This window comes from Dietzia sp. PP-33, assembly GCF_033790845.1.
Taxonomy (GTDB): Bacteria; Actinomycetota; Actinomycetes; order Mycobacteriales; family Mycobacteriaceae; genus Dietzia.
Map to the genome: position 1 here is coordinate 24,501 of NZ_JAMYEI010000008.1, position 26,476 is coordinate 50,976.

Below are 26,476 nucleotides of genomic sequence, written 5' to 3' on the forward strand. Positions count from 1 at the left end.
CGTGCGCGGCGGCCGCCCCGGGCGTACACCCGTACGCCCGGGGCGCCGATCACGCTGCGTCAGCCGCCGGATCGTGCGAGAGCGACTTGTGGATGGACACGCACAGGGCGATCAGCACGAGCACGAACGGCGAGGCCGCGATGATGGTCATGTTCTGCAGACTCGACAGGGCGTCCCCGCCACCGTCGCCGGCCACGAGCATGATGATCGCGACCGCGGCCGTGAACGAGCCCATCAGCATGACGATCCACCGGGACGGCTCCTCGACCCCGTGCTGGGCCATGCCGCCCATGACGATCGACGCGGAGTCCGCGGAGGTGATGAAGAAGACGGCGATGAGCACCATGGCCACCACCATGAGCACCGGTGCGAGCGGGAGCTCACGGAGCAGGTTGAACAGCTGCGGCTCGAGTGAGCCGTCGCCGAAGACGCTGCGCCCGGCCTCCTCGAGGTAGAGGGCGAACCCGCCGAAGATGGAGAACCACACGAGCGACAGGGTGCTGGGGATCAGGACGACCCCGATGATGAACTCACGGATCGTGCGGCCGCGGCTGATCCGGGCGAGGAACATCCCGACGAAGGGCGACCAGGAGATCCACCAGGCCCAGTAGAAGACGGTCCAGCCGGAGAGCCACTCGGCGGCCTGACCGTTCTCGCTCACGGCCGTGCGGGAGGCCATGTCGAAGAAGTCGGAGAAGTACGCACCGACGGTGGTGGGGATCAGGTCGAGCATGAAGAACAGGGCGCCGGAGAAGAGGGCCACGAACAGTGCCAGGGAGATCGCCAGCACCAGGTTGATGTTGGACAGGATCCGGATGCCGTTGCCGATCCCGGAGGCCGCGGAGGCCAGGAACACCAGCCCGAGCACCACGATGACGCCCACGACGAGCGCGATGCCCCCGCCGTCGACGGCACCGGTCTCGTTGAGACCGGCCCGGATCTGCAGCGCGCCCAGTCCGAGCGAGGCCGCGGTGCCGAAGATCGTGGCCACGACCGTCGCCACGTCGAGGACCTTGCCGATCCATCCGCTCGCGCGCTTCTCCCCGATGAGCGGGACGAACGCCTGGGACACCAGGTGGCCGCGCTTGAAGCGGTAGGCGGCCAGCCCCAGGGCGAGGCCCACGATCGCGTACATCGACCACGGGTGCAGGGTCCAGTGGAACGCGGTGGTGGCCATGGCCACGTCGTACTGCTGGTCCTGCCCGGGCGGCGGGGTCTGGAAGTGGGTGAGCGGCTCGGACACGCCGTAGAACATCAGCCCGATGCCCATACCGGCGGCGAACATCATGGCGATCCAGGACCGGGTGGTGTACTGCGGCTTCTCGTCATCGCCGCCCAGTCGGATCCCGCCGAAGCGGGAGAACGCGAGGTAGATGGTGTAGGCCACGACGGTGGTGGAGACCAGGATGAACAGCCAGCCCACGGTGTCGACGACCAGCGAGAACGCGTTTCCTGCGGCGTTCTCGAAGGACGCCGTGTAGAACGCTCCCCACACCACCACGATCAGGGCGATCACGGTGGTCGGGATGATCACCGAGAGGTCTGCACGGGGTTTCGCTGCGGGCAGGGTTGCTGGGTCACTCTTCTGGTGGTTGGTACTGGACATTCATGAAACCTTGTCAACAACTCCGGCAGAGTGCAAGATAATAACTTCTTCACCAGCACCGGTGCGTGTAAGCATGAACGGGTGTCCGACCGTCTGGTAACCGCCCCGGAGCTGCTGAGAGCGCTGCACCAGCGGGCGCGGGACCTCGATCTCGCGCCGCCGGCCGCCTTCCTCGGCGACTGGCGTGGCTCCCGGGCGGTGGTGGTCCCGTCGGTCGACCTCAGGCCCGTCCGGGCGGACGCCGCGTTCCTCGAGTCGGACGGCCTCGTCGTCGTCTACCGGTCCTTTCCCGACACCGTGCGCGGAGCCGCCCCACCACTGCCGGCCGCGGTACGCGGCGAGGCCCCGGGGTGGCTCACCCTCGGCGACGACGGCCGGTGGTCGCGCCACGGGGACGCCCCCGACCCCCGGCAGGTGGTGGGCGACCACGGTCCTGGCCGAGCGCACCGCGAGGACGACAACGACGACCACGACCACAACCACGACGACGACGACGAGAGCCGCCTGCCGGACTGGGCCGCCCCCGACCGCACAGCCCACCGCTCCGCCGTGACGGACTGTCTCGAGGCGATCCGCGCCGGCGAGGTCTATCAGACCTGTCTCAGCACCCGCGTGCACGGCCGACTCCGTACCGACCCGCTCGAGACCTTCCTCGGGATCGCCGGTCACTCCCCCGCTGCCCGCTCCGCGTACCTCGAGGGCCCCTGGGGCGCCGTGCTCGGGTTCTCGCCCGAGGAGTACCTCGTGCGCCACGGCGAGACGGTGCGGTCCAGCCCCATCAAGGGCACGCTGGCGGCGGACCTGGACCCGGCGCGGTTGCTGGAGTCCGCCAAGGACATCGCGGAGAACATCATGATCGTCGACCTGGTCCGCAACGACCTCGGTCGGGTGGCCGACGTCGGATCGGTGACCGTGACCGACCTGCTGGCCGTCCGCCCCGCCCCCGGCGTCCACCACCTGGTCTCCACCGTCGCCGCCCGGACGGGAGCGAGCAACCAGGCGCTCGTGGAGGCCACGTTCCCCCCGGCCTCGGTGACCGGCACCCCCAAGGCCCGGGCCCGAGAGCTGATCGCAGGGTGGGAGCCGGAGTCGCGGGGACTGCACTGCGGGACGTACGGCTTCGCCCTGGGCCGGGACCTCGAGCTCGCGGTGGCCATCCGCACCCTCGAGGTGACCTCCGACGGTCACGTGGAACTGGGCGTGGGCGGCGGCATCACCATCGACTCCGAGCCCGACGCCGAGTGGGACGAGTGCGTGCACAAGGCGGCCTTCACCTGGGGCGGCGGGCCGGCCCCCTGGTAGGCGCCCGTCAGCCGCGCGAGTCGACCACCGCCTGGTAGAGCTCCCGCTTGGTCATCGTCGACCCCTCGGCGACGGCCGCGCAGGCGTCCTTGAGCCGCTCGCCCGACTCGACCCGCTCCTCGACGATCTCCACAAGGTCCTCCGGTGTCGCCGAGGAGTCGACGGTGTCCGCCCCCTCGATCACCACCACGATCTCCCCCAGCACCCCGCCGGCAGTCCGCTCGGCCAACTCGCCGAGCGTGCCCCTCAGGACCTCCTCGTAGGTCTTGGTGAGCTCGCGACACACCGCGGCGCGCCGGTCGGCCCCCAACACTCCGGCCGCCTCGGCGAGCGTGTCGGCCAGCCGGTGCGGCGACTCGAAGAACACACACGTGCGCTCCTCCGCGGCGAGCCGGGCCAGCCAGGTCCGCCGGCGGCCCGCCCGGCGCGGGGGGAAGCCGTCGAAGCAGAAGCGGTCCACGGGCAGCCCGCTGAGCACCAACGCCGTGGTCACGGCCGAGGGTCCGGGAAGGCAGGTCACCGGCAGGTCGGCCTCGATACACGCGACGACCAGTGAGTACCCCGGATCCGACACCGCCGGCATCCCGGCGTCGGTCACCACGGCCACCACATCCCCGGCACGGACCCGGTCGACGAGCTGGGGGACGCGGCCGGCCTCGTTGTGCTCGTAGAAGCTCATGACCCGGCCCGGGATAGTCACCCCGAGAGCGGTCGCGAGACCCTTCAGCCGCCGGGTGTCCTCGGCGGCGACGATGTCGGCCGTGGCCAGCAGATCCCGGAGCCTGGTGGAGCCGTCGCCCGGGTTCCCGATGGGGGTGGCGGCCAACACGACGCGTCCGGACATCATGCGGCCCACCCTATCCCCGGTCGCCCTTGTCCCCGGCGCCCGGCGGGACCCCATTATGCTCGCGGTGTGACCTCGACCCTCGGCGTGCGATCCCCGGGCCGCCCGCTTCCGGACCCGGACACGGGGCCGGTCGACACCACCCGCGACCGGATCGTCACCGCCGTCATCCTCCTGCTGGCCTTCGTCTCGCGTTTCTGGGGTCTGGACTCGGCCACCGACAAGGGCACCCCGGTCTTCGACGAGAAGCACTACGCGCCGCAGTCCTTCAACATCTCCCAGCTGGGGATCGAGGAGAACCCGGCCTACGGGCTGGTGGTCCACCCGCCCGTCGCCAAACAGATCGAGTCACTCGGCGGCCTGATCTTCGGGTACACGCCGCTGGGCTGGCGGTTCACCGCCGCGGTCTGCGGCGTGCTCGTGGTGCTCATGGTCATGCGCATCACCCGGCGGTTGACCCGGTCCACGCAACTCGGCCTGATCGCGGGGCTGCTGCTCTGCCTCGACGGCGTCACCTTCGTGACCTCCCGGATCGGCATGCTGGACATCTACCAGGTGCTGTTCGTCGTGGCCGCGGCCGGCGCCCTGCTCGTCGACCGCGACCAGATGCGCGGCCGCATGCACCGGGCCGCCCTCGCGGACCGGGTCCACCTGTCGGACTTCGGACCCCGCCTCGGCTTCCGCTGGTGGCGCTTCACCGCAGGGGTGATGCTCGGGATGGCGCTCGGCGTCAAGTGGTCCGGCCTGTACTTCATCGCCTTCTTCGGCCTCATGACCGTGGCCTGGGACTGGGGACTGCGCCGCCGCTACGGGGTGCGGCGACCCCTGGCGGGTGCGTTGGTGCGGGACGCCGTCCCGGCGTTCGTCACCCTGGTCATCTGGCCCGCGCTGATCCACCTGTTCACCTGGCTGCCGTGGTTCGCCAGCGAGAACTCCGTGTACCGCCACGTGGTGGGCACCGAGGTCCAGGACAACTGGCTCCCCGATTCGCTCCAGTCCTGGCTGTACTACCAGTCGTCGGTGCTCGACTTCCACTCCTCCCTGACCACGTCGGCGGGCAACCGGCACCCGTGGGAGTCCAAGCCCTGGGCCTGGCCGATGAGCCTGCGACCGATGCTCTACTACGTCGAGCAGGGCGAGGACGTGACCGGCTGTGGTCAGGACTCGTGCGTCCGCGCGATCATGCTCCTGGGTACCCCCGCCATCTGGTGGCTCGCGGTCCCCGTGCTGGCCTGGGCGTTCTGGCGGGCGGTGATCTGCCGCGACGGCCGCTACGCCTTCCCCCTCGTCGGCTACATGGCCGGTTACCTGCCGTGGTTCTTCCAGCACGACCGGCAGATGTACTTCTTCTACGCCTCCGTCATGGTGCCGTTCTTCGTCATGATGGTCGCGCTGGTACTGGGCGAGATCGCCGGCAAGGCCACCGACACCCCACAGCGCCGCACCCTGGGACTGGGGATCGTCTGCCTCTACCTGGCACTGGTGGTGGCGAACTTCATCTACATGCTGCCGATCCTGTCGGGGACGCCGATCACCCCGACGGAGTGGAGCAACCAACTCTGGCTGCCGTCCTGGCGCTGACCCGCCGCCGCGACCACAGGCCCCGGGAGGCTCGCCACACACCCACCGGGTGCGCGGCGAGAACGCACGCCGGGGCCGGACCCACGCGTCCGGATCGGACCACAGGGCCCGCGCACGTCGGACGGGTCGCGGGGCTCAGCCGCCCAGCGCCCGGTCGATGCTGAACCGGCCCGCCCCGACGGCGGCGACGAGCAGCACGCCCACCCCCAGCGCCACCACCAGCTCCCAGCCGTTCTGCGTGACGAAGGGCCCGTTGGTGGCGTGGACGAAGTACAGGGCGCCCGCCATGTCGACACCCAACAGGATCCCGGCCAACGGCGTGAGGATCCCCGCGATGAGCGCGATCCCGGCGATCAGCTCGACCCCGGCGACGATCGCGGCGGTCACCTCGGGCTGCGGGATGCCGAAGCCCGCGAACTGCTCCCCCACCCGGCTGAGACCCAGCGTGAAGAACTTCTGCCACCCGTGGGCCACGAACACCGCGCCCAGCCCGATCCGGGCCAGCAGGATGGCGGCGTCGTTGAGCGTGTCCATCCCCCTCACGACAGGATCCCCTCGCCGGCCTTGGTGATGCGGCGGCCGAGGAACCTCATCGCCAGCATGTAGAGCGGCGGGGCGAACTTCTGGGCGGCGAACCCCAGCCGGATGTCCGGGGAGGTGTAGACGATGTAGCGGCCCTTGCGAACGCCCTCGATCGTCTTGCGCGCCGCGACCTCCGGGGTGACGGCGTGGCGGCGGAACTGGTCCACGGTCTTGGCCACCTCGGGGTTCGAGCGGTCCACCCCGGCGATCTCGACGGTCTCCACCAGCGGGGTGTCGACGCCGCCGGGACACACCAGGTGCACTCCGATTCCATACGGCGCCAGGTCGAATCGCAGCACCTCGGCGATGCCGCGGATGCCGAACTTGGCAGCGCTGTACGCGGCGTGCCACGGCAGGCCCAGGAGCCCCGCCGCGGAGGAGACCATCACGAGCGCCGAGGGCCGCCGCGCCGCCATCATGGCCGGGACGAACGCCTCGATCACGTGGATGGTGCCCATCAGGTTGACCTCGACCATGGACCGCCACACCCGGTGTTCGAGCAGGTCGGGCCGCCCCCAGGCCGAGTTGCCCGCCACATGGAAGATCGCCTCGGGAGCGCCGTGGGCGGCGACCACGGCCTCGCCGAACGCCGTCACCGCCTCGTGTTCGGTGATGTCGAGTACCTCGGAGACCAGCACCGGTGCGCCCTCGTCCCGGCAGGCTTGCGCCACGGTCTCCAGGCCGGCCGCGTCGCGGTCCGTCAGCACCATCCGGGCGCCCTCGCCCGCCAACCGGATCGCCACGGCGCGCCCGATCCCGCTGGCCGCTCCGGTGACCACGCAGGTCTTGCCACGGAAGTCGGTGATCCGTCGCCTCGACATGTCGGTTCCCTCCCGGGCCCGGGTCGACAGGAGCGGGCCTCTAGGGGTCCCACCGTAGCGGCCCGCAGGTGCGGGGCAGGCGCTGTAGGCCAGGAGCTGTCAGGCGGTCGCCCCGATGCCGGTCGGCGTCAGCCGCGCGCCGGGACGGGGGGAACGTAGTCGCGCAACACACAGCGGCTACCGCTGTAGATGGTGGCCATGCAGCGGTTGCAGTGCACGCACAGCGAGCGGCGGCGGTCGTCGGCCTTCAGCTTGTTGGGCAGGTCCGGCTCGCGCAGCAGTCCGCGTCCCATCGCCACGAACTCGAACCCGGCGCCCATCGCCCTGTCCATCGACGGCCGATCCACGATCCCGCCGAGCAGCATCATCGGCAGGCTGACGGCCTCACGGATCTGGCGGGCGTCGTCGAGCATGTAGGCGTCGGTGTAGGGGTACTCCTTGAACATCCTGGGCCCGACGACCTTCATGCCCATCTTGATGACCGGCGGCTGGGTGGCGGCGAACTCGTGCAGGGGGGCGTCCCCCTTGAACAGGTAGATGGGGTTGAGCAACGAGCTGCCCACGGTCATCACCAGGGCGTCGGCCGAACCGTCCTCCTCGATCCACTTGGCCACCTGCACGGCCTCGTCGATCCAGAAGCCGCCGGGCACCCCGTCGTCCATGTTGAGCTTGATGGTCACCGCGATCCTGTCGCCCATCGCGTCGCGGACGGCCCGGCCGATGCGGCGGGCGAACCGCGCACGGTTCTCCAACGACCCACCGTAGGCGTCCTTACGCCTGTTGAGTTTCGGGCTGAGAAACTCGCTGACCAGGTAGTTGTGGCCGAAGTGCACCTCGATGGCATCGAACCCGGCCGCAGCGGCGCCGCGGGCGGCCCGGACGTGGTCCTCCACGATCCGGTCGATGTCCGCCTCTGTGCAGGCCTTGGTCAGGGACATGCCGGTGGGGGCCGGGATCCGGGAGGGCCCCATCGCCGGCATCTTGTTGGAGGCGGAATTCGCCACCGCGCCGGCGTGGCCGACCTGCGCGGAGACGGCCGCTCCCTCGGCGTGCACGGTGTCGGTGAGCTTGCGCAGCATGCCACCGTCATCCATGCCCCAGTGGTACTGGTGCCGGTCGGTGCGCCCCTCCGGTGAGGTGGCGAGGTACGCGACGGTCGTCATGCCCACCCCGCCGCGCGCGTACTCGGCGTGGAACTCGATCAACTCGTCGGTCACCCGCCCCTCGGGGCAGCGACCCTCGAACGTCGCGGCCTTGACGATGCGGTTGCGCAGTGTCACGTTCCCGATCCGGGCCGGGCTGAAGACGTCGGGGGCGGGTGTGCCTGGCTCAAGAGTCATGGGCGAAACTATAACGCGTTCTAGGGCCTCGGTCACCCAGTTTGGCCAGTGCTTTTGCACTGAGTGCAACCAGGGTCACTGATCCACCACGGGGCCGATCCGAGTGGCTAGTCGGAGGGCGCGACCCGGTCGGCGTGGCCGAGTGACTTCTCCGGAGCGACGAGGTCTCGTACACGTCGCTTCAGTTCGGTGATCTCGGGGAATCCGCCGTCTCTCTTGCGGTTCCAGACATGCTCGTCGTCGACGTCGATGCGGAACGTGCCGCCGGTCGACGGCACCAGCGCGACCTCACCGATCTCGCCCTCGAAGGTCTGGAGCAACTCGCCCGCGTACCACTGGGCCCGCAGCATCCACCGGCACTGCGTGCAGAAAGTGATGGCGATCCGGGGGGATGGCATATCGCCCACAGTGCCACAGCCGAGGTCGTCAGTCCCGCGCGGCGAGCCCGGGAGACACCGAGGGCTCCTCGCCGAACAGCGAGTCGATGTCCTCGACGCTCTTGCCGGTGGTCTCGATCCGGAACTTCCAGGTGATGACGGCGCCGAGCAGTGAGGTACCCACGAGAATCGCCAGCACTGTGCTGGTGCCCCAAGCGACCAGGAGGATCGGGAACAGGAACGAGGTGAGCACCGCACCGACCTTCGCGAAGGAGGCCGCCATGCCGGCCCCCATACCGCGGAGCGAGGTGGGGAACACCTCACCGGCCACGACGTAGGTCATCGAGTTGGGGCCGAGGTTGGTCATGAACTGGAACAGGATGAAGCCGCCGAAGACGAGCACGGTCTGCGCCGTCCCGGTGGCGTACGTCGACGCCGCCGCGATCGCCAGTCCGACCGCGCACCCGACGAAACCGATGATCTGCAGGCGCATGCGGCCCAGTCGGTTGACGAGCAGGATGGCCACCACGATGCCGACGAGGAGGAAGGTGTCGATGAAGGCGGCCCCCTCGGCGCCGAGCAGATCGTTGTGGATGATCGCCGACGACGACGAGGCGTTGTGGTCGACATCCCCGAGGGTGGTCGCGATGATCGTCGGCGTGAAGATGCCGATGCCGTAGGTACCGAGATCCTGCAGGAACCACGGAACGGACGCCAGGATCGTCGATCTGCGCCACGGTCTGCGGAACAGCGAACCGAGCTTCCGCCCCTCGGCCGCTTCCGTGCTGCGTTCCGTTGCCAGCGAAACCACCGAGGGGTATCGGGGCGTGCGGTCGAGCAGCTTTTTGAGTTCGACCTGGGCCTCGTCGACCCGGCCGACGTTCGCGAGCCAGTGCGGGCTCTGCACGATGAACAGTCGGCCGACGGCCACGAGCGCCGCCGGCACCACGACGACGCCGAACATCAGTCGCCAGGAATCGAGCGAGTCGGTGGGGGTGAGGATCGCGACCCCGACGAGCGTGCCCGCCACGGCGCCGACCGCCTGGAACGCGAACGCAGACAGGACCTTCTGCCCCCGGGACGCCGTCGACTGCGTCTCGGAGATCATCGTGTGGGCTGTGGGGTAGTCGCAACCGAGAGCGATGCCCATCCCGAATAGGCAGATCAGAAAGACGACGAATCCCGGCGCCACCGTCGCACCCAGCACGAACAGGGTGAACAGCACCATCTCGACGAGGAACATCTGCCGTCGACCGAACCGGTCCGACAGCCCGCCGAGCGCGGTCGCGCCGACCATGATGCCCGCGAGGGGCGCCGCGGTGAGGAGGCCGGTCTCCACCGTCGAGAGGGACCAGTAGTCGGTAATGAGTGGCAGGGCGACACCGATGAGGAACACGATCAGGCCCTCGAAGAACTTGCCCGCGGAGGCGAGCCACCAGATCCGGCTCTGCATTCTCGTCATGCCGCCCGCACCCGCCGGGGTGCCGTCGCGCCACTGCGGGGTCTCGTCGATATATCGCTGAACCGTCGAAGGGGCCTCGGTACCACCGTCACCTTCGCCCGCGCGTGTCGCCATGATGCGACACAGTACTCAGCCGCGGCACTGGTCACCGGCCTGTTGGTGAACCCGATGCCAACGTCCGGTGACGCAGCCCTCAGGCGCTCGCGCCCAGTTCCACGAGCAGGACCCCGGCGGCGATCAACACGATCCCCGCCCCCATCAACGGCGTCAGCGGTTCCCGGAACAACGCCCGGCTCAGCACAGCGGCCAGCGCGACGCCGGTGGCCGTCCAGATGCCGTAGGCCACGCCCAGCGGCATCCCCGCAGCGAGGGTCAGGGACAGGAAGACGAAGGCCACGAGGTAGCCGGGTACCACGGCGGCGTACCACCGCGCGTTGTCGACGGCCAGACGGAGCGAGAGGGTCCCGGCGAGCTCGCACCCGATCGCGACGACGAGGTAGGCCCAGGCCATCAGGTGGCCCCGGCCGCACCAGCGCGGGCGCGCCCGGATCCCAGTTCGACGCACAACACCCCGGCGATGATCACCGCGATACCCGCGATCATCAGCGGGGTCAGCGGCTCGGCGTAGATCATCGAGGACAGTGCCGCGGTCAGCGCGACGCCCGAGGCCCCCCAGATCCCGTACGCCACCCCGAGCGGGACCCCCGCCCGCAGGGTGAGCGCGAGAAAGACGAACGCGCCCAGGTACCCGGTGGCCACCACGGCGTAGAGGGCGGGAACCTCGAGCGCCCCTTTGAGGGAGAGGGATCCCACCACTTCCAGGGCGATGGCCGCGGCCAGGAACAGCCACTTGCCGCGCACGTCGGTCTCCATCGGCCGCCGGTCCTCTCACAAATGACAGTTGTCCCGGACCATCTCGAGCGATGATCCGGGACAACACGGTGTGGAGCTAAGGGGAATCGAACCCCTGACCTTCTCGATGCGAACGAGACGCGCTACCAACTGCGCTATAGCCCCGCACGGCCCTCGCGGACCGTGTTGCCGCCCTTTCGGGAAGCGGTGCCACCCTCTCGAGCAGCGTGGAACACCTTACCAGCACGTCCGGTCGGCCGACCAAACCGGGAGCCCCGGGGCCTCATGAGCTCGCCGTGTGCGTGTGCATCCGCACCCCGTCGTCGTTGAAGATGCTGATCACCTGCGCGGGCCGAGCCCCGGCGGCCGACAGGCTGTGCGGGACCCTGGTGTCGAACTCGGCCGCCTCTCCGCGGGTCAGGATCAGCTCCTGACCCCCCAGGGCCAGGCGCAGTTTCCCCGACAGGACGTACAGCCATTCGTAGCCCTCGTGGACGCGGGGTTCGGGCGCCGCGCTCGTCGGCGGGTAGGTGATCTTGTAGGTCCCGATCGACGAACCCTCGGGCGCCAGGGGCGCGATCACCATGCCCTCCCGGTGGATCACCGGGCGCCGCACCCTGGGGTCGACGGTCGCCGGAGCCACCAGGTCGTCGAGACCGATCCCCAGCTGGCGGGTGAGCGGCAGCAGCAGCTCGAGACTGGCCTGCCGTTTGCCGGATTCGAGTCGCGAGAGGGTGCTCGCCGACATCTCCGCCCGCTCGGCCAGCTCGTCCAGGGTCCACCCCTTGCTGTGGCGGTACGCCCGCAACCGCATCCCGACCTGCTTCAGCTCCGCCGTCATCGCCCGACTCCTTGCCAATAGTGCAAACTTGCTTGCAGTTTACGCATGCGAGGCGTGAACTGCTCCCATGCAGATCAACAGGGATACACACGAACACTGGGACGTCATCGTGGTCGGCGGCGGAGCCGCGGGACTGTCGGCGGCGCTGATGCTGGGCAGGGCGCGCCGACGCGTGCTGGTGATGGACGCCGGCGAACCGCGCAACCGCTTCGCCGCGCACATGCACGGCGTCCTCGGTCACGAGGGCGTGGACCCGCTCGAGCTGCTCCGTCGGGGCCGCGAGGAACTGCGGGAGTACGACGTGACGGTGCGGACGGGGTCGGTGGCCAGGGTCGAAAGCGGCAGGATCGAAAGTGGCAGGGTCGAGGACGGGGAGGTCGACGACGGAGGTATCGACGACGACGAGGCCGGCCTGACCGTCGAGTTCACCGACACGGCGCGCGCGACCGCCCGCGCCCTGGTCGTCGCCACCGGTCAGACGGACCAGCTCCCCGACATCCCCGGACTGCGCGAGTTCTGGGGCACGAGCGTTCTCCACTGCCCCTACTGCCACGGCTGGGAGGTGCGCGGCCGACGGCTCGCGGTGCTGGGCACCTCCGCGATGTCGGCGCACCAGGCGCAGCTCGTGCGGCAGTGGACCGACGACCTGGTGTTCCTCACCGCCGGCATCAGCGACTCCGGTGGCGAGACCCATGGCGGGCTCGATGCCGAGGTCGCCGACCGCCTCCGCGCCCGCGAGGTCACGATCGAGCGGACCCCTGTCGACCGGGTCCTGTCCGAGGGCGGCCGGTTGAGCGGCGTCCGCCTCGCCGACGGGCGCGAGATCGCACTCGACGCGGTCTTCGCCGCACCCACGGCGCGACCCCACGTCCGGTTCCTCGACGGCCTGGACCTCGAGCAGGCCACCACCCCGATGGGGACGGCTCTCGCCGTGGACCAGTTCGGCGCCACGAGCCACCCGCGCATCTGGGCGGCCGGCAACGTCACCAACCCGGGCGCGACCGTGCCCGTGTCCATGGCCGCGGGCTCGATGGCCGGTGGGATTGTCAACATGGCGCTGGTCAACGAGGACTTCGACCGCGCTCTCGCCACCCGCTCCGCCGACCCCGCCGAGCACTGGGAGAGCGAGTACGCCGACAACGGACCTCGCTGGTCGGGGGCCGTCAACGCCACCACGGCCTCGGTGGTCGCCCCGCTCCCGGTCGGCTCCGCCCTCGAGCTGGGCTGTGGTGAGGGCGGGGACGCCGTCTGGCTGGCCGAACAGGGATGGCGGGTCACCGCCGTCGACCTGTCCCCCACCGCCGTCTCGCGGGGCGCCGACGCGGCGGCCGCCCGGGGCGTGGCCGACCGGATCGACTGGGTCGCCCACGACCTGGCCACGTGGACCTCCGACGAGCGCGTCGACCTCGTCACGGCCAGCTTCTTCCACTCCACCGTCGAACTGCCCCGCGCGGAGATCCTGCGACGCGCCGCGGAGTCCGTCCGGCCCGGCGGCCACCTGCTGTTGGTCTCCCACGTATTCGAGTCGGAGGACGACCTCCCGCCGTGGGCCACGCGGCCCGGCGGCGGGGACCATTCAGGACACGGCGGACACACAGCCCACCGCAACGCCCACCCCGACCTTCCGACCCCCGCCGAGGAGGTGGATGAGCTCGCGCTGGACCCGGCTCTGTGGGAGCTCGTGCTCGCCGAGGTCCGTCCCCGCGAGGCGGTCGGTCCCGACGGGATCCAGACGGCCACGCTCAAGGACGGCGTCGTCCTGTACCGACGACGGTCCTGATCACCGGGTGACGGGTCAGCCGACCGCTCGCCGCAGCGGCTCGCGGTGGGCGGTGCGGTGGCCGGTCCGGTGATCGCGGCGACCGGGGTCGATGTCCTGCTCGCGGTCGATGGTGTCCAGCGTGTCGAAGGCCGGGTCCTCGTCGTCGACCTCCAGGACCACCGCGCCGGGCCGGCGCAGTCGCGGCGGAACCACGGAGAGCTCGTCGTCCTCGCGGGATTCCACGCCCAGCCGGGCGCGACGCATGCGCTCGACGCGGCGTCGCCGCAGGCTCTCCTCCAGGCGGACCTGTCGGCGCAGGTAAGTCAGGTAGGAGGCGAGCAGCAGGCCCGCGCCGCCGGCGAACCACCAGACGGCGGGGACGGTCAGCAGGGCGGCGACCACGGCCACCACGGCCAGTGCCACCAGGATGAGGGCGGTCCGCTGACGGGCGTGGGCGCGCTGCTCGGCGGCCCGGCGGTCGGCCATGGGGTCGTAGGCCCCGCGGCCACGCCTGCGCTCGGCGAAATCCAGGTCGGCATCGGTGAGCTCGACCTCGGGCTCGGCGGGACGCCGGCGGCCGCGGTGGACGAGCACCGCCTCGGCGTCGATCCCCGCCGCGTCCTCGGCGTGGTCGGCGCGCGAGGTGGCCCGGTCGCCCGCGGTGGTCTCCACCAGCTCGCCGTCGACGACGTCCGGCCGCCGGTTCTCCCCTACCGCTTCGAGCTGCTCCACCCGCTCGAACCGGTCCGCGCCCCCGCCATCGGCGGCGACGGTCGAGGCACCGCCCCGGGTGCCGGTGGTGGCGACTCCGGCGGACCCGGACTCATCGGTCACCACGACCGCCGGAATCTCGGAGGTGGTCTCCTCCGCGGCGGTGTCGCCGGCGGCCTGCTCGTGACTCGAGCCGGCGTGACCCGAACCGGCGTGATCCGACGCCGCGTGACGACGCTCCTCCATCACGCGCCGTACGGCTTCGCCGCGCCTGCCTGCGGCCTCGCGGCGGAGCGTCTGCTCCAGCAGGTGCTCCCACGTGTCGGTGTCCAACAACTCGGCGTCGGTGGCGCCCGCCCCGGAGGGCAACCCGAACAGCGTCTCCTCGGACTCGACCCGGACCGGGTCCACGGAGGCGCGCCCACGGCTGGGGACGAGCCGCCCGGAACCACCGGAGTAGAGGGTCCGCGTCTGTGCGAGCGCGTCCCCGGTGCGACGGATCGGGTTGCGCGACCGGATGAGCATCGGCGCGAGGACGAACAGCCAGACAACCACCAGCAGGATGATCAGCAGCGAGCTGGACATCGATCAGGCCTCCTCGAGCGTCTACCCCGACACGGACCGTCGCGGTGAGATCCCAACCGTAACGGCGGCCGGGCCCCGCTCCGTGGCGGCGCGCCGCTGGTCACGATGCTCAGGACATCCTCAGACGCGCTGGGCGAAACCGGATGCCACCAGCGCCGCCACCGCTCCCCGGCCGTGCTCCTCACGGGTCCGGGCGACCAGCAGATGATCGCGCCACGCCCCGTCCACGTGGAGGTAGTGCCGCAGCAGCCCCTCCTCGCGGAAACCGCACCGCTCCAGCACCACGCGGCTGGCGGTGTTCTCCGGCCGGACGGTGGCGTCGATCCGGTGCAGGGCCCCCGGCCCGAGTGCGTGATCCAGCCCCAGGGCGAGCGCCGCCGTGGCCACCCCGCCCCCGCCGAAGCTCCGCCCCACCCAGTAGCCGATCCAGCCCGAGTGCAACGCGCCGCGCACGATCCCGCCGACGGTCAGCTGCCCGCAGAACCGGCCGTCCACCTCGATGGCGGCCGGGAGCGAGGCCCCGGCCCTCGCGAAGCGCCGGAGCTGGGTGTGGATCGGGGGCCAGGCGCGGGGGGTGTTGTTCTGCCACCACTGCCCGTCGACGGTCGGCTCCCACGGCTCCAGGTGGTCGCGCTCGCCGAGCCGGAGCGCGGACCAGTCGCGCCCGTCACGCCGACGCACCGGCCGGAGGGTCACCTCGCCGCCGCGGACCCGGAGCGGGCCCGCCTCGATCGGCCAGCCGGGGGTGGCCACCGAGTCGGCCGTCAGGGCGGTCCACATGCCGCCGGCTCAGCCGCGCTGGGCGAGGAACATCACGTCGACCTCGTCGCCCGCCCGCACGGCGGTGACGTCGGGGTCGAGCACCACGAGACAGTTCGCCTCCGCGAGCGAGGCGAGCAGGTGCGTGGAGGAACCCTGGGCGCCGCCGAGGGCCCGCACCAGGTACTCGCCGGTATCGGTGTCCCGCATGAGCTGCCCGCGCAGGTAGCCGCGCCTGCCCTCCACCGAGGAGATCGGCGCCACGGTGCGGGCGCGGACGGTCCGCCGCATGGGCTGACGTTTGCCCAGCGCGATGCGGATGAGGGGTCGCACCATGATCTCGAACACCACGAGCGCGCTCACGGGGTTGGACGGCAGCAGGAAGGTCGGCACCTCGTCGCGGCCGAGCCGACCGAAGCCCTGTACCGACCCGGGGTGCATGGCCACCCGGTTGACCTCGATGTGGCCGAGCTCCTCCATCACCTGACGGATCCTCGTGGTGGCCTCACCGCCGGCGGCGCCGGAGACCACCACGAGCTCACTGCGGACCAGCTGCCCCTCGAGCACCTCGCGCAGCCGCGAGGGCTCGGTGCTGGCGATGCCCACCCGGTGCACGTCCGCGCCGGCGTCGCGACCGGCCGCGGTGAGTGCGTAGGAGTTGACGTCATAGACCTGCCCGGTGCCGGGCTGACCGTCGACGTCCACGAGCTCGTCACCCACCGAGATCACGGACATGCGCGGCTTGGGGTGCACGAGGACCTTCGCCCGGCCCACGGAGGCGAGCAGACCCACCTGCGCCGGGCCGATGATGCTGCCGGCGCGCACGGCGACGTCACCCGGTTGCACGTCGTCGCCGACGCGGCGGACGTAGTCACCACTGCCGACGGTGCGGGTGGGGGTGATGCGCTGGCCGTCGGCGGTCGCCCAGCCGACCGGCAGGACGGCGTCGGCCAGGGTCGGCAGTGGCGCCCCGGTGTCCACCCGGACGCACTGGCCGGGCTGGAGACGCGTGGGCTGGCGGGACCCCGCGGTGATCCTCCCCACCACGGGCAGGGTGACCGGACCGCCGGCCGTGTCGCCGGCCGCTCCGGTGGAACCGCCCCCGCGGACGTCGACGCTGCGCACCGCGTAACCATCGATCGCGGACTGGTCGAACGACGGGAGCGGGCGCTCGGCCACCACTTCCTCGGCGCACAGCAGGCCCTGGGCCTCGGAGATCGACACGCGCACCGGTCGGGGGGCGACCGCGGCCGCGGTCACCAGTGCGAGCTGTTCCTCGACGGAGCGCACCAGGTGTCCCCTTCCCGTACGAATGTCGCTGACCGTGGGGCGATGTCCGGCCGGAGCTGCCGGCCACCCCCGGGCCCTTGAGGGAGAGGGTAGCGGCCGAAGGGTGTCATCCCGGCGCGGCGCCACCGCGCCACCACGTGTTTCCGGCGGATCCCCCGCCAGAGGGGCTCGGACCGGCTAGGAGCAGAGCCGGCCCTGCAGCCACTGCCGGAGTTCGTCGGCGTACGCGGGGTTGTCCAGGGCGAAGTCCACGCAGGCCTTGATGTACCCACCCGGGTTGCCGAGATCGTGCCTGGTCCCGTCGTGCACCACCACGTGCACCGGGTGGCCCTCGCTGATCAGGAGGTCGATCGCGTCCGTGAGCTGGAGCTCGCCGCCGGCGCCCGGCTCGATGCGCCGTAGGGCGTCGAAGATCGCGCGGTCGAGCACGTAGCGCCCGGCCGCCGCGAGGTTGGAGGGGGCGTCCTCGGCTGCGGGCTTCTCGACCATGCCGAGCACCTTCTTGACCGACGGCTCGTCGGTGTCGGAGACCTCGAACACCCCGTAGGAGGACACGTCCTCCGGGTCCACCTCGAACGCGCACAGCACGCTTCCGCCGAGTTCCGCGCGGACGGCCGACATCCGGCCCAGGATCCCGAAGGGCAGCACCAGATCGTCCGGCAGGAGCACCGCGACCGCCTTCTCCTCCGGCCCCAGCACGGATTCGACCTGCGCCACCGCGTGTCCCAGCCCCAGCGGCTCGTCCTGACGGACGTCCACGACCTCGATCAGTCCGGGTGCGCGCCGGACCTTGTGCAGCAGGACGTCCTTGCCGCGGTCGGACAGGGTGTCCTCGAGGACCTGGTCGTCCGAGAAGTGCGCCATCACGCCGACCTTGCGTTCGGAGGTGATGATCGCCAGCCGACCGGCTCCGGCCTCGGTCGCCTCCTCGGCGATGAGTTCGATCCCGGGGGTGTCCACCACCGGCAGGAGCTCCTTGGGCACCGTCTTGGTGGCGGGCAGGAACCGGGTCCCGAGGCCGGCGGCCGGGACGACCGCGGTGCGGAACTGCGAGTCGGGCGAGGCGGTGGACGTCATGCCGTACACCTTAGACGGCGGGCTGCGGCGTCGACGTCCACACCGCGGACGGCACACTGGTGTGATGGATCCGGACAAGTCCTCGGTACGCCGTGCGGTGCGGCTGCGTCGTGCGTCCGTGACCCCGTCGGTGCGCGCCGAGCGGGATCGCGCGATCCGTGAGCGGCTCGCCTCGGTGGTGACGGAGGGGATGGTGGTCTGCGCGTTCGTGCCCGACGACGACGAGGCCGGCGGACCGGATCTGCCCGAGGCGCTCACGCGCGCCGGAGCGCAGGTGCTGCTGCCGGTCTCCCCCGTCGTCGGCCCGCTCGGGTGGGCGGCGTACGCGGGGCCGGAGGACCTGGGCCCGGGCCGGTTCGGCATCCCCGTGCCGTCCGCGCCGCCCGGGGGTCCGGACCGGATCGCCGAGGCGGACCTGGTCCTGGTCCCCTCGGTGGCCGTGGACCGTAGGGGCAACAGACTCGGCCGCGGGGGCGGGTACTACGACAGGTCGCTCGCCCTGGCCCGCCCGCACACCAGGCTGCTGGCGGTCCTCGATCCGGAGGACGTGCTCGACCACGTGCCCGCCGAGGCGCACGACCTGCCCGTCCACGGGGTCATCACCCCTGGCGGAGTCCTCGCCTTTTAGTACCTGGCACTCGGGCAGGTAGAGTGCCAGTCGATATCCGACTCTGCCCCGGAGGCCAGATGCCCACCTATTCGTACCGGTGCCGCGACTGCGACGTCGCCTTCGACATCCAGCAGTCCTTCGACGAGGACACGCTCACCGTCTGCCCGCAGTGCAACGGTGGTCTGCGCAAGCTGTTCAACACGGTCGGAGTGGTCTTCAAGGGCTCGGGCTTCTACCGCACCGACAGCCGCGCGGCCGCCTCCGGATCGGGCTCGGGCTCGGGCTCGTCCGGTTCGAGCACATCAGGCTCCGGAAAGTCCGACTCCGGTTCGTCGGGGTCCACCTCATCCGGTTCGGGCTCGTCAGGATCCGGTTCGGGCTCCTCGGGCTCCGGCTCGTCGGGCTCGGGCTCGGGCTCTGGCTCGTCGGGCTCGGGCTCGTCGGGCTCCTCCTCCGGTTCGTCGTCCACCTCGTCGTCGTAGCGGGTACCCGGCCCCGCTCGCTCCACAGGGTCCACGCGCCTCCACAGGCGCCGGCCCTCTCCCCCGCGTACGGCGCGGACCCGCCCGCGGCGGGCGATACGGTCTGCGGCGAGAGCGCGCTCACCGGCAGCGCGCCGAACGACGGGGGATCCAGATGCGCCGAGTCATCGCGTCGGCGACGACACCCGGTCGATGGCGCCGCCGACGCGCCGCCCGGATAGCACTGGCAGGCGCCCTGGTCCTGGCCGCGCCCTTCGCGGGGCACCCGGACGGCCACGACGTCCCCGCCTCGCCGTCGGACGCCCGGCACTCCCCCGACCACGGCCACAGGGACCCCGGCCCCGCCACCCACAGTCGCGTGCGGGTGGTCCCGGTGCCGCTGGCGGACCCGGCCGTCGCCGACCTCCTGCAACCAGGTGATCTCGTGGATCTGGTCGGCACCGCGGACCCGGCCTCACCCACCGGCCCCGCGGTGGTCGCCCGCGCCGCTCGTGTCACCGGTTCCCCCGCCGGGCGCGCGGGCAGCCGGTCGATCCTGGTGGAGGTGCCCGAATCCGACGCCGCCCGGCTGGCCTCCACCGCCGCCGGTACCCCGCTGGCTGTGCTGGTGCACGGGTGACTCCGCGCCCGGCGGGAGGAGGCGTTGAGGTCTAGATCCGCCGATCGGTGCTGGTAACGTCCCCGGCGGCTCAGTCCTCAACACATCAACGCGTACGTGGTGAACCGCACCGCGTCTCCACGAGAGGGGTGCAGGATGCTCAAGGGCTTCAAGGACTTCATCATGCAGGGCAACGTGATCGACCTCGCGGTCGCCGTGGTCATCGGTACGGCATTCGCATCCATCGTGGACGCCTTCACCAGCGCCATCATCAACCCGCTCATCGCCCTGCTCGGAGGGAACAGCGAGATCGGGTTCGCGGTCCGGCTCCTGGAGGGCAACCCCGAGACCACGATGGACTTCGGTCTGCTGCTCACCGCGATCATCAACTTCCTGCTGATCGCCGCGGTGATCTACTTCGTGCTGGTGGGACCGATGAACAAGATGAAGGAGGCCGCCGCCAGGCGAAAGGGGATCGACGCCCCCGCCTCGGACAACGACCTCCTGGTGGAGATCCGCGACCTGCTGGCCGGTCGTCCGCTGACGCACCCCTCCGACCCGGAGAGCCCGTCCGGCGAGTCCTGAGGGCCGCGGGCGCGCACCGCACGCAGATCGCCTCGACCCCGCATCCCGGGAGGATGCGGGGTCTCGGTCTCATCCGTGGTGGGGAGGCCGTTGCTCCACCCACCAGTCGTCATCGATCCGGCCGTCCCGGTCCCGGGCCTCATCGGAGGTGGTCTCCGGAAGGGTCTCCCCGAACACCTCGTCAATCCGAGCCGTGTCGATCCGGGCCGTGTCAATCCGAGCCGTGTCGATCCGGGCCCTGTCGGTCACAGTTCGTCGATCGCCGACAGCTGCGCCACCACGTACGCGACCAGCGGGCACAGCGTCGCCATCCCGTCCCGGATCGCCGCGCGACTCGGGGCGAGGTTGGCGACCACCGTGCTACCGGAGACCCCCACGAGCCCGCGGGAGACGATCGAGTCGACCGCACCTGCGGTCAGACCGGACGACCGGACCGCCTCGGCGATGCCGGGCAAACGTTGGTCGAGGATCTCCTCGGTGACCTCGGGGGTGATGTCCCGGGGGCCGACACCGGTGCCCCCGACGGTCACGACGAAGTCGAAGCCGCCGACCACAGCGGTCTCGAGAGCCTTGCGGACCTCCGATTCGTCGGAGGCCACGCCGACGACCCCGCCCACCAGGAAACCCTCCTCCTCGAGCAGCTCGGTGACCAACGGGCCGATCGAGTCCTCGCGGGGGTCCATCCGGTCGGTGACCACCACGACCATCGCGCGGCCGGCGATGGGGGTGTCCGCCGGCGCGGCGGCCGAGGGATCGAACTCCACCTCGGTCTGGATCCGGCGTCCACCGGGCAGCGACCTCGGGTCGAATCTGGTGCTCATCTCGCCTCTCCCAGTACCACGTCGACAGTCGTCGGCTGTTCGCCCACACGAGCAGCATAGGTGACGGAGATCGTCTCCCCCGGCGCCTGGGATCGGATTGCGGCGACCAGGGCGTCGCCACCCTCGATCAGCCGGTCCCCGACCTTGGTGATGACCGCGCCCTCCTCGATGCCCGCCTGCTCGGCGGGACCCCCCACCTCGGTGGAGCGCACTAGCGCTCCTTCGATGTCGGGCTGGTCGCTCACCGAGACCCCGAGGACCGCGCGGGTGGCGAAGCCCTGCTTGATCAGCTGGTCCGCGATGCGCCGGGCCTGGTCCACCGGGATCGCGAACCCCAGGCCGATCGATCCGGAGTTCCCCGAACCGAGCGAGGCGATGGCCGAGTTGATGCCGACCAGCTCCCCGTTCATGTTGACCAGTGCTCCGCCGGAGTTACCCGGGTTCACCGCGGCGTCGGTCTGAATGGCGTCGATCACAGTGTTCTGATCCGACTGCGCACCACCCGCCCGCACCGGGCGGTCGAGCGCGGACACGATGCCCGTCGTCACCGTCCCGGACAGTCCGAGCGGGGAGCCCACCGCTGCCACCGCCTGCCCCTCCTCGAGGTTCGCGGAGGTACCCAGGGCGATCGGGGTGAGCGGCCGGTCGGTGTCCGCCCGGATCACCGCGATGTCCGTGGCGGGGTCGGTGCCGATGACGGTCGCGGGAGCCCTGGACCCGTCGTTGAACCGCACCTCGATCTGGCCGCCGGCCGTCGCCATCGCGATCACGTGGCTGTTGGTGATGATCAGACCGTCCTGGGTCAACACCACCCCGGAACCCTCACCACGCCCGGTCTGCGCGCGGACGTCGATCGAGACCACACTCGGGAGGACCTTGTCCGCCACCGCCTCGACGGTGCCGTCCGGGGCCTGCCCCTCGGGCTGAGCGACGCTGAGCGGCGACGACAACCTCGGGCCGTCGCCCCCTCCGGCCACCGAGGCGCCGATCCACCCGCCCAGGCCTCCCGCGACGAGCATGGCCGCCACAAGGCCGGCGGCCAACAGGCCGCGGCCGGACTTCCTGGGCGCGGGGGCCCCGGGATCGCCGGCGCCGTATCCGGGTTGTGGGGGGTACGCCGTGGTCGGTTGCCCCGGCTCGCCCCAGCTCTGGTTCGGCTGCCCCGGTGCGCCCCAGCCCTGGCCGGGCTGGACGTGACCGTACTGGCCCGGTTGTCCGGGGTTCGGCTCCCCGGGGTTCGGTTGCCCGGGGGTTGGTTGTCCGGGGTTCGGTTGTCCGGCCCCATAGGGGTTCCCCCCCGCCGGCCGCTGACCGAACCCTCCCGGCCCCGCTCCCGCACCAGATGCCCATTCGTCTCCGGGCCCGGGACCACCCGTGCCCCGATCATTCTCGTTCTCCATACTCATCATGGTTCCTCTCCGCGCTGTGCGCCCGCTGAAACGGGCGGGCTCGTCCGGGTCAGTTCGGGGGGAGCTCGCTACCCGGGATCGTCATCCGCACCTCGGTGCCGCCGCCCCGGGCGTCGTGGATCTCCACGGTCCCACCGTGCCGGGTCACCACCTGTCTGACGATCGCCAGCCCGAGCCCCGAACCCGGCATGGCTCGCGCCTCCCGCGACCGGTGGAAGCGCTCGAAGACCAACTGCCTGTCCTCCTCCGGGATACCCGGGCCCTGGTCGGCGACGGTCAACTCCACCACCGACTCCGACACCGGGTTCATACGGACGGTCACCGTGCCCCCGGTGGGACTCCACTTGGCGGCGTTGTCGCAGATGTTCAGTACGGCCCTCTCCATCCCCGCGGAGTCCCCGAACGAGTACCAGGGCACCAGATCGACGTCGAAGTGGATGTCGTGGCGCCGCCGTCGCACGCGCTCCAGTGCGCGGTCCACCGCCTCGGACACCGCGACCGGTTCGGGGTCGACCTCCCCCGAGTCCTCCCGCGCCAACTCGACCAGGTCCCCGACCAACTGGCTGAGCTCGGAGATCTGACCCATCACGTCGACCTCGAGCGCTCCCCTGTCGGCCGCCGGGATCGACGGTGCCCCGGGTCTGCTCGCGGCGATGAGCAACTCGACGTTGGTCCGCAGGCTGGTCAGGGGCGTCTTGAGCTCGTGCCCGGCGTCGGCCACGAGCCTCGACTGACGTTCCCTGCTCTCCCCCAGCGCGACTAGCATCTGGTTGAACCTGGCGGTGAGTCTGGCGATCTCGTCGTCTCCGGTCACGGGAATCGGGCGGAGATCGTCGGTCCGGGCGATGCGCTCCACGGCCCTCGTCAACCGGGCGACCGGGGCGAGGCCGGTCCGCCCCACCGCCGTCCCGGCCACCGCCGCCAGCGCGATACCTGCGGCCCCCACCAGGGTGAGGACGATCGCCAGGCGGTTCAGGGCCGCTCTGGTGGGGCTCAGGTCCTGGGCGAGGATGAGCGTGGACCCGTCGCGGACCCCCACCGCGTAGATCTGCTTGCCGCCGGACGTCCGCAGACTCGACTCGGCCTCACCCCGCACCACCGCGACCTCGGGCCCGCCGATCTGGAACGGCTCGCCGGTGGCCGTCCGGACACCGGAGGGGGCGACGATCTGCGCGTCCAGGTTCGGATTGAAGGCCCGCAGGGCGATGAGCGTGCTGCGGGACTGGAGGGCGAACTCGGATGCGAGCTGACTGTTGACCAGTTGATCGGCCTGCTGCTGGAGGCGGTTGTTGACCTCGCTGTACATCGACCCGGACACGACGAAGTACGCCGCGACGGCCATCAGGGCCACCGCGACGCCTACCGAACTCGCCGCCAGCAGCGTGACCCGCTGGCGCAGCGAGATCGGTGTGGAGCCCCACCCCACCGTCCGGGTCGGCACTACGGCGTCTCGCGCAACACGTATCCCACGCCACGGACGGTGTGGATCAGCCGGCTCTCCCCCTCGCCCTCGGTCTTACGGCGTAGGTACCCGATGTACACCTCCAGTGCGTTCCCGGAGGTCGGGAAGTCGTACCCCCACACCTCCTCGAGGATGTGGCTGCGGGTGAGGACACGACGGGGATGGTGCATCAGCAACTCGAGAAGGGAGAACTCGGTGCGGGTCAACTGGATCCGGCGCTCACCCCGGTGGACCTCACGCGTCGCCAGGTCCATCCGCAGGTCCTCGAACTCCAACACCTCGTCGGCGTCCTCGGACTCCGGACTCCGACGCCGCAGCAACGCTCGCAGCCGGGCCAGCAGCTCCTCCAACGCGAAGGGCTTGGGCAGGTAGTCGTCCGCACCCGCGTCCAGGCCCGCCACCCGCTCCGACACCGCGTCCCGGGCGGTCAGCATGAGCACAGGGAGGTCATCTCCCCGGCTACGCAGGATCCGGCACACCTCGAGGCCGTCCCGGCGGGGCATCATCACGTCGAGGATGACCGCGTCCGGGCGGTCCGCGTCGAGGCGTTCCACGGCCTCCACGCCGTCACCGGCGAGCTCCACCGTGTAGCCGTTGAAGGTGAGTGAGCGGCGCAGTGATTCGCGCACGGCCTGGTCGTCGTCCACAACGAGGATCTTCATGGGAGGAATTCTCTCCCACCCGGCTGAACCACGGCTGAGGAACGCCGGGACCGCCCGCCGGCGCACGTCGCCGACGCACCCGAACCCGGTCTACGCCGACGAGCCCGGTGGGTCCGTGGGACCCACCGGGCTCGTGACCGGGGCGTGTGCGAGCGGCGGTTCGGCGCCGCCGGGCTCAGTCGGCTCGGTTCAGCGGTCGAGGTCGACGAGGCCGAGCTTGGCGGCCTTGACCAGTCGACGCGGCAGCACCACGGGGCGACCGTCGATCTTCGTCTCCTGCAGGGCCGGGTTGTCGGCCTTCCACTGCGAGCGACGGGAATGGGTGTTGGCGCGCGAGAGGCGACGCTTCGGAACTGCCATGACTATTACGTCCTCTTCGGTCTCGGGTGTGGGAGTGGACCGGCGGTGGACCGCCGGTCCGCGGCTCACTTGGTGCGGCGGGTGCGGTTGCCGTAACGGCGCTGGAACTTCTCGACACGGCCGGCCGTGTCCATGACGCGCTGCGCGCCGGTCCAGAACGGGTGCGACTCGCTGGTCACGTCCACGACGATGAGCGGGTAGGAGTTCCCGTCCTCCCACTCGACGGTGCGCTCACTCTTCGCGGTGGAGCGGGTGAGGAACTTGGTGCCCGTGCCCGAGTCCTGGAAGACCACCGGGTGGTAGTCGGGGTGGATGTCGTTCTTCATACTGGATCCCTCTAGCTCGGTAGAAGTCTTGGGTCTGGCGCCCGCTCCAGCCGGAACGGGCAGTTGCCAGTGGCCGAACCGGGGATTGCCGGTATCAGCACACGCATCGGTAGATCGTACCCGTAGGATGACCGGGTACCCAACTCGTGCGGCCGGTATGCGTGCCGCACCGGCGCTGACGTGCTGATTACCGTTTCCCGCGGCCGGGCCGTAAACTAGACCATCGCTGTTGTCTGCACGTTTGCTATCGCCTCTCACGGTGTCCGCGACGTGGTGATCCGCACCCGCTCGGCCGAGGCCGTCCGGATGCTCGTGACCATCACGCGCCATCGCACTCCGGAGGCGGAAGGAGAACCACGCCATGTCGGCGCATTGCCAGGTAACGGGACGGAAGCCGGGTTTCGGCAAGTCCGTCTCGCACTCACACCGCAGGACCAACCGTCGCTGGAACCCGAACATCCAGCGCCGTAGTTACTTCGTGCCCTCCGAGGGTCGTCGCGTCACGCTGACGGTCTCCACCAAGGGCATCAAGACCATCGACCGCGATGGCATCGAGGCCGTCGTGGCCCGCATCCGCGCCCGTGGGGAGAAGATCTGAGATGGCACGTAACGACGTTCGACCCATCATCAAGCTCAAGTCCACGGCCGGGACCGGGTTCACCTACGTGACCCGTAAGAACCGCCGTAACAACCCGGACCGCATCGTCCTCAAGAAGTTCGACCCGGTCGTCCGCAAGCACGTCGAATTCCGAGAGGAGCGCTGACCCGTGGCCAAGAAGTCAAAGATCGCGCGTAACGAGCAGCGCAAGGCCAAGGTGGCCAGGTTCGCCGAGCGGCGCGCCGAGCTCAAGGCGACCATCAAGAACCCCGAGAGCACGGACGAGGCGCGCATGGACGCCCAGACCGCGCTCAACAAGATGCCGCGTGACGCCTCGCCCGTGCGGGTGCGTAACCGCGACGTCGCCGACGGCCGCCCGCGCGGCTACCTCCGCAAGTTCGGTCTCTCCCGCGTCCGGATGCGCGAGATGGCCCACCGTGGCGAGCTGCCCGGTGTCACGAAGTCGAGTTGGTGAGTAGGTAATCATGGCTAAAGCGCGTAGTACCCCGTCCAAGAAGATCCGTGCCCAGGAGGGCCGTCGGCCGAAGAAGAACCCGTTGAAGGTCGCGGGTATCGAGACGGTCGACTACAAGGACGTCAACACCCTCCGCACGTTCATCTCCGATCGTGGCAAGATCCGTTCACGTCGCGTGACCGGCCTGACGCCGCAGCAGCAGCGTCAGGTCGCCGTCGCGGTCAAGAACGCTCGAGAGATGGCGTTGCTGCCGTTCACCAGCCGCTGAGCTACTGCTCGGCGCGGGTGAACCGCAC

The 26,476-nt window shown here is 70.7% G+C and carries 31 protein-coding genes and 1 tRNA gene; 11 read left to right on the forward strand and 21 right to left on the reverse strand.

The features are described 5' to 3' along the window. Window positions 1-49: 49 nt before the first annotated feature. Window positions 50-1,606 carry a BCCT family transporter gene (locus NJE57_RS13960; protein ID WP_319029091.1) on the reverse strand — a complete coding sequence of 519 codons (1,557 nt, stop codon included), beginning with the start codon at window positions 1,604-1,606 and terminating at the stop codon, window positions 50-52. Between the two features lie 81 nt (window positions 1,607-1,687). On the opposite strand from NJE57_RS13960, the gene NJE57_RS13965 reads away from it, so the two are divergent. Next, the gene (locus NJE57_RS13965) at window positions 1,688-2,908 is read left to right on the forward strand and encodes an aminodeoxychorismate synthase component I (protein WP_319029093.1); all 1,221 of its coding nucleotides are present in this window, start codon (window positions 1,688-1,690) and stop codon (window positions 2,906-2,908) included. A gap of 7 nt (window positions 2,909-2,915) precedes the next feature. Here the strand turns inward: NJE57_RS13965 and rsmI are convergent, their stop codons facing one another. Next, window positions 2,916-3,752, reverse strand: a complete 837-nt coding sequence (rsmI, locus tag NJE57_RS13970) for a 16S rRNA (cytidine(1402)-2'-O)-methyltransferase (protein WP_319029351.1) — start codon at window positions 3,750-3,752, stop codon at window positions 2,916-2,918. Between the two features lie 69 nt (window positions 3,753-3,821). On the opposite strand from rsmI, the gene NJE57_RS13975 reads away from it, so the two are divergent. After that, on the forward strand, window positions 3,822-5,333 hold the full coding sequence (locus tag NJE57_RS13975; protein WP_319029095.1) for a dolichyl-phosphate-mannose--protein mannosyltransferase: 1,512 nt from the start codon (window positions 3,822-3,824) through the stop codon (window positions 5,331-5,333). Between the two features lie 135 nt (window positions 5,334-5,468). On the opposite strand, the gene NJE57_RS13980 is transcribed toward NJE57_RS13975, so the two are convergent. The 9 genes from NJE57_RS13980 to NJE57_RS14020 form a co-directional block, all read right to left on the reverse strand. Continuing rightward, complete coding sequence (locus NJE57_RS13980) at window positions 5,469-5,867, reverse strand: DoxX family protein (protein ID WP_319029097.1); 399 nt, start codon at window positions 5,865-5,867, stop codon at window positions 5,469-5,471. 5 nt (window positions 5,868-5,872) lie between these two features. Beyond that, complete coding sequence (locus NJE57_RS13985) at window positions 5,873-6,736, reverse strand: SDR family oxidoreductase (protein ID WP_319029098.1); 864 nt, start codon at window positions 6,734-6,736, stop codon at window positions 5,873-5,875. Between the two features lie 128 nt (window positions 6,737-6,864). After that, window positions 6,865-8,076 carry an NADH:flavin oxidoreductase gene (locus tag NJE57_RS13990; protein WP_319029099.1) on the reverse strand — a complete coding sequence of 404 codons (1,212 nt, stop codon included), beginning with the start codon at window positions 8,074-8,076 and terminating at the stop codon, window positions 6,865-6,867. Window positions 8,077-8,183: 107 nt separating this feature from the next. Beyond that, window positions 8,184-8,474: a SelT/SelW/SelH family protein gene (locus tag NJE57_RS13995; RefSeq protein WP_319029101.1), complete on the reverse strand. Its 291-nt coding sequence runs from the start codon at window positions 8,472-8,474 to the stop codon at window positions 8,184-8,186. Between the two features lie 28 nt (window positions 8,475-8,502). Continuing rightward, window positions 8,503-10,029 (reverse strand): MFS transporter, encoded by a 1,527-nt coding sequence (locus NJE57_RS14000; protein WP_319029102.1) that lies wholly within the window; start codon window positions 10,027-10,029, stop codon window positions 8,503-8,505. Between the two features lie 79 nt (window positions 10,030-10,108). Then, complete coding sequence (locus NJE57_RS14005; protein ID WP_319029103.1) at window positions 10,109-10,426, reverse strand: DMT family transporter; 318 nt, start codon at window positions 10,424-10,426, stop codon at window positions 10,109-10,111. Then, the gene (locus NJE57_RS14010; protein ID WP_319029104.1) at window positions 10,426-10,788 is read right to left on the reverse strand and encodes a DMT family transporter; all 363 of its coding nucleotides are present in this window, start codon (window positions 10,786-10,788) and stop codon (window positions 10,426-10,428) included. The genes NJE57_RS14005 and NJE57_RS14010 overlap by 1 nt, the downstream gene beginning before the upstream one ends. A gap of 71 nt (window positions 10,789-10,859) precedes the next feature. Next, window positions 10,860-10,932, reverse strand: a tRNA-Ala gene (locus NJE57_RS14015). 118 nt (window positions 10,933-11,050) lie between these two features. After that, window positions 11,051-11,608, reverse strand: a complete 558-nt coding sequence (locus NJE57_RS14020; RefSeq protein WP_319029105.1) for an XRE family transcriptional regulator — start codon at window positions 11,606-11,608, stop codon at window positions 11,051-11,053. A 67-nt stretch (window positions 11,609-11,675) separates the two neighbouring features. Between NJE57_RS14020 and NJE57_RS14025 the strand changes: the two genes are divergently transcribed. Then, window positions 11,676-13,388 (forward strand): bifunctional NAD(P)/FAD-dependent oxidoreductase/class I SAM-dependent methyltransferase, encoded by a 1,713-nt coding sequence (locus tag NJE57_RS14025; RefSeq protein ID WP_319029106.1) that lies wholly within the window; start codon window positions 11,676-11,678, stop codon window positions 13,386-13,388. A gap of 15 nt (window positions 13,389-13,403) precedes the next feature. Here NJE57_RS14025 and glpR read toward each other — a convergent pair whose 3' ends face one another. From glpR to NJE57_RS14045, 4 genes are all read right to left on the reverse strand, one after another. Continuing rightward, window positions 13,404-14,666, reverse strand: a complete 1,263-nt coding sequence (gene glpR / locus NJE57_RS14030) for a gephyrin-like molybdotransferase receptor GlpR (protein WP_319029107.1) — start codon at window positions 14,664-14,666, stop codon at window positions 13,404-13,406. A gap of 120 nt (window positions 14,667-14,786) precedes the next feature. Further along, window positions 14,787-15,446: a GNAT family protein gene (locus tag NJE57_RS14035; protein ID WP_319029108.1), complete on the reverse strand. Its 660-nt coding sequence runs from the start codon at window positions 15,444-15,446 to the stop codon at window positions 14,787-14,789. A gap of 9 nt (window positions 15,447-15,455) precedes the next feature. Further along, a complete protein-coding gene (gene glp, locus NJE57_RS14040; RefSeq protein WP_319029110.1) occupies window positions 15,456-16,715 on the reverse strand; it encodes a gephyrin-like molybdotransferase Glp in 1,260 nt (419 codons plus the stop codon). A gap of 177 nt (window positions 16,716-16,892) precedes the next feature. Then, window positions 16,893-17,792, reverse strand: coding sequence for a UTP--glucose-1-phosphate uridylyltransferase (locus NJE57_RS14045; protein ID WP_319029111.1), 900 nt, complete (start codon window positions 17,790-17,792; stop codon window positions 16,893-16,895). A 64-nt stretch (window positions 17,793-17,856) separates the two neighbouring features. On the opposite strand from NJE57_RS14045, the gene NJE57_RS14050 reads away from it, so the two are divergent. The 4 genes from NJE57_RS14050 (at window position 17,857) to mscL (ending at window position 20,067) form a co-directional block, all read left to right on the forward strand. Further along, window positions 17,857-18,420: a 5-formyltetrahydrofolate cyclo-ligase gene (locus tag NJE57_RS14050; protein WP_319029112.1), complete on the forward strand. Its 564-nt coding sequence runs from the start codon at window positions 17,857-17,859 to the stop codon at window positions 18,418-18,420. 59 nt (window positions 18,421-18,479) lie between these two features. Then, a complete protein-coding gene (locus tag NJE57_RS14055) occupies window positions 18,480-18,884 on the forward strand; it encodes an FmdB family zinc ribbon protein (protein ID WP_319029113.1) in 405 nt (134 codons plus the stop codon). 154 nt (window positions 18,885-19,038) lie between these two features. Then, the gene (locus NJE57_RS14060; protein WP_319029115.1) at window positions 19,039-19,503 is read left to right on the forward strand and encodes a hypothetical protein; all 465 of its coding nucleotides are present in this window, start codon (window positions 19,039-19,041) and stop codon (window positions 19,501-19,503) included. Between the two features lie 135 nt (window positions 19,504-19,638). Next, entirely contained in the window at window positions 19,639-20,067 is a 429-nt protein-coding gene (gene mscL / locus NJE57_RS14065; protein WP_319029117.1) for a large conductance mechanosensitive channel protein MscL, read from the forward strand. Window positions 20,068-20,312: 245 nt separating this feature from the next. On the opposite strand, the gene NJE57_RS14070 is transcribed toward mscL, so the two are convergent. From NJE57_RS14070 to NJE57_RS14095, 6 genes are all read right to left on the reverse strand, one after another. Beyond that, window positions 20,313-20,888, reverse strand: coding sequence for a molybdenum cofactor biosynthesis protein B (locus tag NJE57_RS14070; RefSeq protein ID WP_319029119.1), 576 nt, complete (start codon window positions 20,886-20,888; stop codon window positions 20,313-20,315). Beyond that, window positions 20,885-22,288 (reverse strand): trypsin-like peptidase domain-containing protein, encoded by a 1,404-nt coding sequence (locus NJE57_RS14075; protein ID WP_413464417.1) that lies wholly within the window; start codon window positions 22,286-22,288, stop codon window positions 20,885-20,887. The genes NJE57_RS14070 and NJE57_RS14075 overlap by 4 nt, the downstream gene beginning before the upstream one ends. Before the next feature lie 58 nt (window positions 22,289-22,346). Next, window positions 22,347-23,738 (reverse strand): HAMP domain-containing sensor histidine kinase, encoded by a 1,392-nt coding sequence (locus NJE57_RS14080; RefSeq protein WP_319029122.1) that lies wholly within the window; start codon window positions 23,736-23,738, stop codon window positions 22,347-22,349. Further along, on the reverse strand, window positions 23,738-24,421 hold the full coding sequence (locus NJE57_RS14085; protein ID WP_319029124.1) for a response regulator transcription factor: 684 nt from the start codon (window positions 24,419-24,421) through the stop codon (window positions 23,738-23,740). The genes NJE57_RS14080 and NJE57_RS14085 overlap by 1 nt, the downstream gene beginning before the upstream one ends. A gap of 189 nt (window positions 24,422-24,610) precedes the next feature. Continuing rightward, on the reverse strand, window positions 24,611-24,781 hold the full coding sequence (rpmF, locus tag NJE57_RS14090) for a 50S ribosomal protein L32 (RefSeq protein ID WP_319029126.1): 171 nt from the start codon (window positions 24,779-24,781) through the stop codon (window positions 24,611-24,613). Between the two features lie 65 nt (window positions 24,782-24,846). Further along, window positions 24,847-25,107 carry a type B 50S ribosomal protein L31 gene (locus tag NJE57_RS14095; RefSeq protein WP_095718598.1) on the reverse strand — a complete coding sequence of 87 codons (261 nt, stop codon included), beginning with the start codon at window positions 25,105-25,107 and terminating at the stop codon, window positions 24,847-24,849. A gap of 361 nt (window positions 25,108-25,468) precedes the next feature. On the opposite strand from NJE57_RS14095, the gene rpmB reads away from it, so the two are divergent. From rpmB to rpsR, 4 genes are read left to right on the forward strand one after another with little or no spacing between them, the layout of a single operon-like run. Then, window positions 25,469-25,705: a 50S ribosomal protein L28 gene (rpmB, locus tag NJE57_RS14100; protein WP_010542299.1), complete on the forward strand. Its 237-nt coding sequence runs from the start codon at window positions 25,469-25,471 to the stop codon at window positions 25,703-25,705. 1 nt (window position 25,706) lies between these two features. After that, window positions 25,707-25,871, forward strand: a complete 165-nt coding sequence (gene rpmG, locus NJE57_RS14105; protein WP_017836290.1) for a 50S ribosomal protein L33 — start codon at window positions 25,707-25,709, stop codon at window positions 25,869-25,871. Between the two features lie 3 nt (window positions 25,872-25,874). After that, the gene (gene rpsN, locus NJE57_RS14110) at window positions 25,875-26,180 is read left to right on the forward strand and encodes a 30S ribosomal protein S14 (protein WP_319029127.1); all 306 of its coding nucleotides are present in this window, start codon (window positions 25,875-25,877) and stop codon (window positions 26,178-26,180) included. 10 nt (window positions 26,181-26,190) lie between these two features. Next, a complete protein-coding gene (gene rpsR / locus NJE57_RS14115) occupies window positions 26,191-26,448 on the forward strand; it encodes a 30S ribosomal protein S18 (protein ID WP_007632792.1) in 258 nt (85 codons plus the stop codon). Window positions 26,449-26,476 lie beyond the last annotated feature (28 nt).

What these genes read in the sequence shown, in the direction of transcription:
- NJE57_RS13980 (WP_319029097.1), bottom strand. Translation starts at nt 5,867, where the DNA reads ATGGACACGCTCAACGACGCCGCCATCCTGCTGGCCCGGATCGGGCTG.
- NJE57_RS13995 (WP_319029101.1), bottom strand. Translation starts at nt 8,474, where the DNA reads ATGCCATCCCCCCGGATCGCCATCACTTTCTGCACGCAGTGCCGGTGG.
- glpR (WP_319029107.1), bottom strand. Translation starts at nt 14,666, where the DNA reads ATGTCCAGCTCGCTGCTGATCATCCTGCTGGTGGTTGTCTGGCTGTTC.
- NJE57_RS14020 (WP_319029105.1), bottom strand. Translation starts at nt 11,608, where the DNA reads ATGACGGCGGAGCTGAAGCAGGTCGGGATGCGGTTGCGGGCGTACCGC.
- rpsR (WP_007632792.1), top strand. Translation starts at nt 26,191, where the DNA reads ATGGCTAAAGCGCGTAGTACCCCGTCCAAGAAGATCCGTGCCCAGGAG.
- NJE57_RS14010 (WP_319029104.1), bottom strand. Translation starts at nt 10,788, where the DNA reads ATGGAGACCGACGTGCGCGGCAAGTGGCTGTTCCTGGCCGCGGCCATC.
- NJE57_RS14095 (WP_095718598.1), bottom strand. Translation starts at nt 25,107, where the DNA reads ATGAAGAACGACATCCACCCCGACTACCACCCGGTGGTCTTCCAGGAC.
- NJE57_RS14075 (WP_413464417.1), bottom strand. Translation starts at nt 22,288, where the DNA reads ATGGAGAACGAGAATGATCGGGGCACGGGTGGTCCCGGGCCCGGAGAC.
- NJE57_RS13990 (WP_319029099.1), bottom strand. Translation starts at nt 8,076, where the DNA reads ATGACTCTTGAGCCAGGCACACCCGCCCCCGACGTCTTCAGCCCGGCC.
- rpmB (WP_010542299.1), top strand. Translation starts at nt 25,469, where the DNA reads ATGTCGGCGCATTGCCAGGTAACGGGACGGAAGCCGGGTTTCGGCAAG.
- NJE57_RS14025 (WP_319029106.1), top strand. Translation starts at nt 11,676, where the DNA reads ATGCAGATCAACAGGGATACACACGAACACTGGGACGTCATCGTGGTC.
- NJE57_RS14085 (WP_319029124.1), bottom strand. Translation starts at nt 24,421, where the DNA reads ATGAAGATCCTCGTTGTGGACGACGACCAGGCCGTGCGCGAATCACTG.
- NJE57_RS13985 (WP_319029098.1), bottom strand. Translation starts at nt 6,736, where the DNA reads ATGTCGAGGCGACGGATCACCGACTTCCGTGGCAAGACCTGCGTGGTC.
- NJE57_RS14050 (WP_319029112.1), top strand. Translation starts at nt 17,857, where the DNA reads ATGGATCCGGACAAGTCCTCGGTACGCCGTGCGGTGCGGCTGCGTCGT.
- NJE57_RS14045 (WP_319029111.1), bottom strand. Translation starts at nt 17,792, where the DNA reads ATGACGTCCACCGCCTCGCCCGACTCGCAGTTCCGCACCGCGGTCGTC.
- NJE57_RS14055 (WP_319029113.1), top strand. Translation starts at nt 18,480, where the DNA reads ATGCCCACCTATTCGTACCGGTGCCGCGACTGCGACGTCGCCTTCGAC.
- mscL (WP_319029117.1), top strand. Translation starts at nt 19,639, where the DNA reads ATGCTCAAGGGCTTCAAGGACTTCATCATGCAGGGCAACGTGATCGAC.
- NJE57_RS13960 (WP_319029091.1), bottom strand. Translation starts at nt 1,606, where the DNA reads ATGTCCAGTACCAACCACCAGAAGAGTGACCCAGCAACCCTGCCCGCA.
- rpmG (WP_017836290.1), top strand. Translation starts at nt 25,707, where the DNA reads ATGGCACGTAACGACGTTCGACCCATCATCAAGCTCAAGTCCACGGCC.
- NJE57_RS14000 (WP_319029102.1), bottom strand. Translation starts at nt 10,029, where the DNA reads ATGGCGACACGCGCGGGCGAAGGTGACGGTGGTACCGAGGCCCCTTCG.
- NJE57_RS14035 (WP_319029108.1), bottom strand. Translation starts at nt 15,446, where the DNA reads ATGTGGACCGCCCTGACGGCCGACTCGGTGGCCACCCCCGGCTGGCCG.
- NJE57_RS14070 (WP_319029119.1), bottom strand. Translation starts at nt 20,888, where the DNA reads ATGAGCACCAGATTCGACCCGAGGTCGCTGCCCGGTGGACGCCGGATC.
- rsmI (WP_319029351.1), bottom strand. Translation starts at nt 3,752, where the DNA reads ATGTCCGGACGCGTCGTGTTGGCCGCCACCCCCATCGGGAACCCGGGC.
- rpmF (WP_319029126.1), bottom strand. Translation starts at nt 24,781, where the DNA reads ATGGCAGTTCCGAAGCGTCGCCTCTCGCGCGCCAACACCCATTCCCGT.
- NJE57_RS14060 (WP_319029115.1), top strand. Translation starts at nt 19,039, where the DNA reads ATGCGCCGAGTCATCGCGTCGGCGACGACACCCGGTCGATGGCGCCGC.
- NJE57_RS14005 (WP_319029103.1), bottom strand. Translation starts at nt 10,426, where the DNA reads ATGGCCTGGGCCTACCTCGTCGTCGCGATCGGGTGCGAGCTCGCCGGG.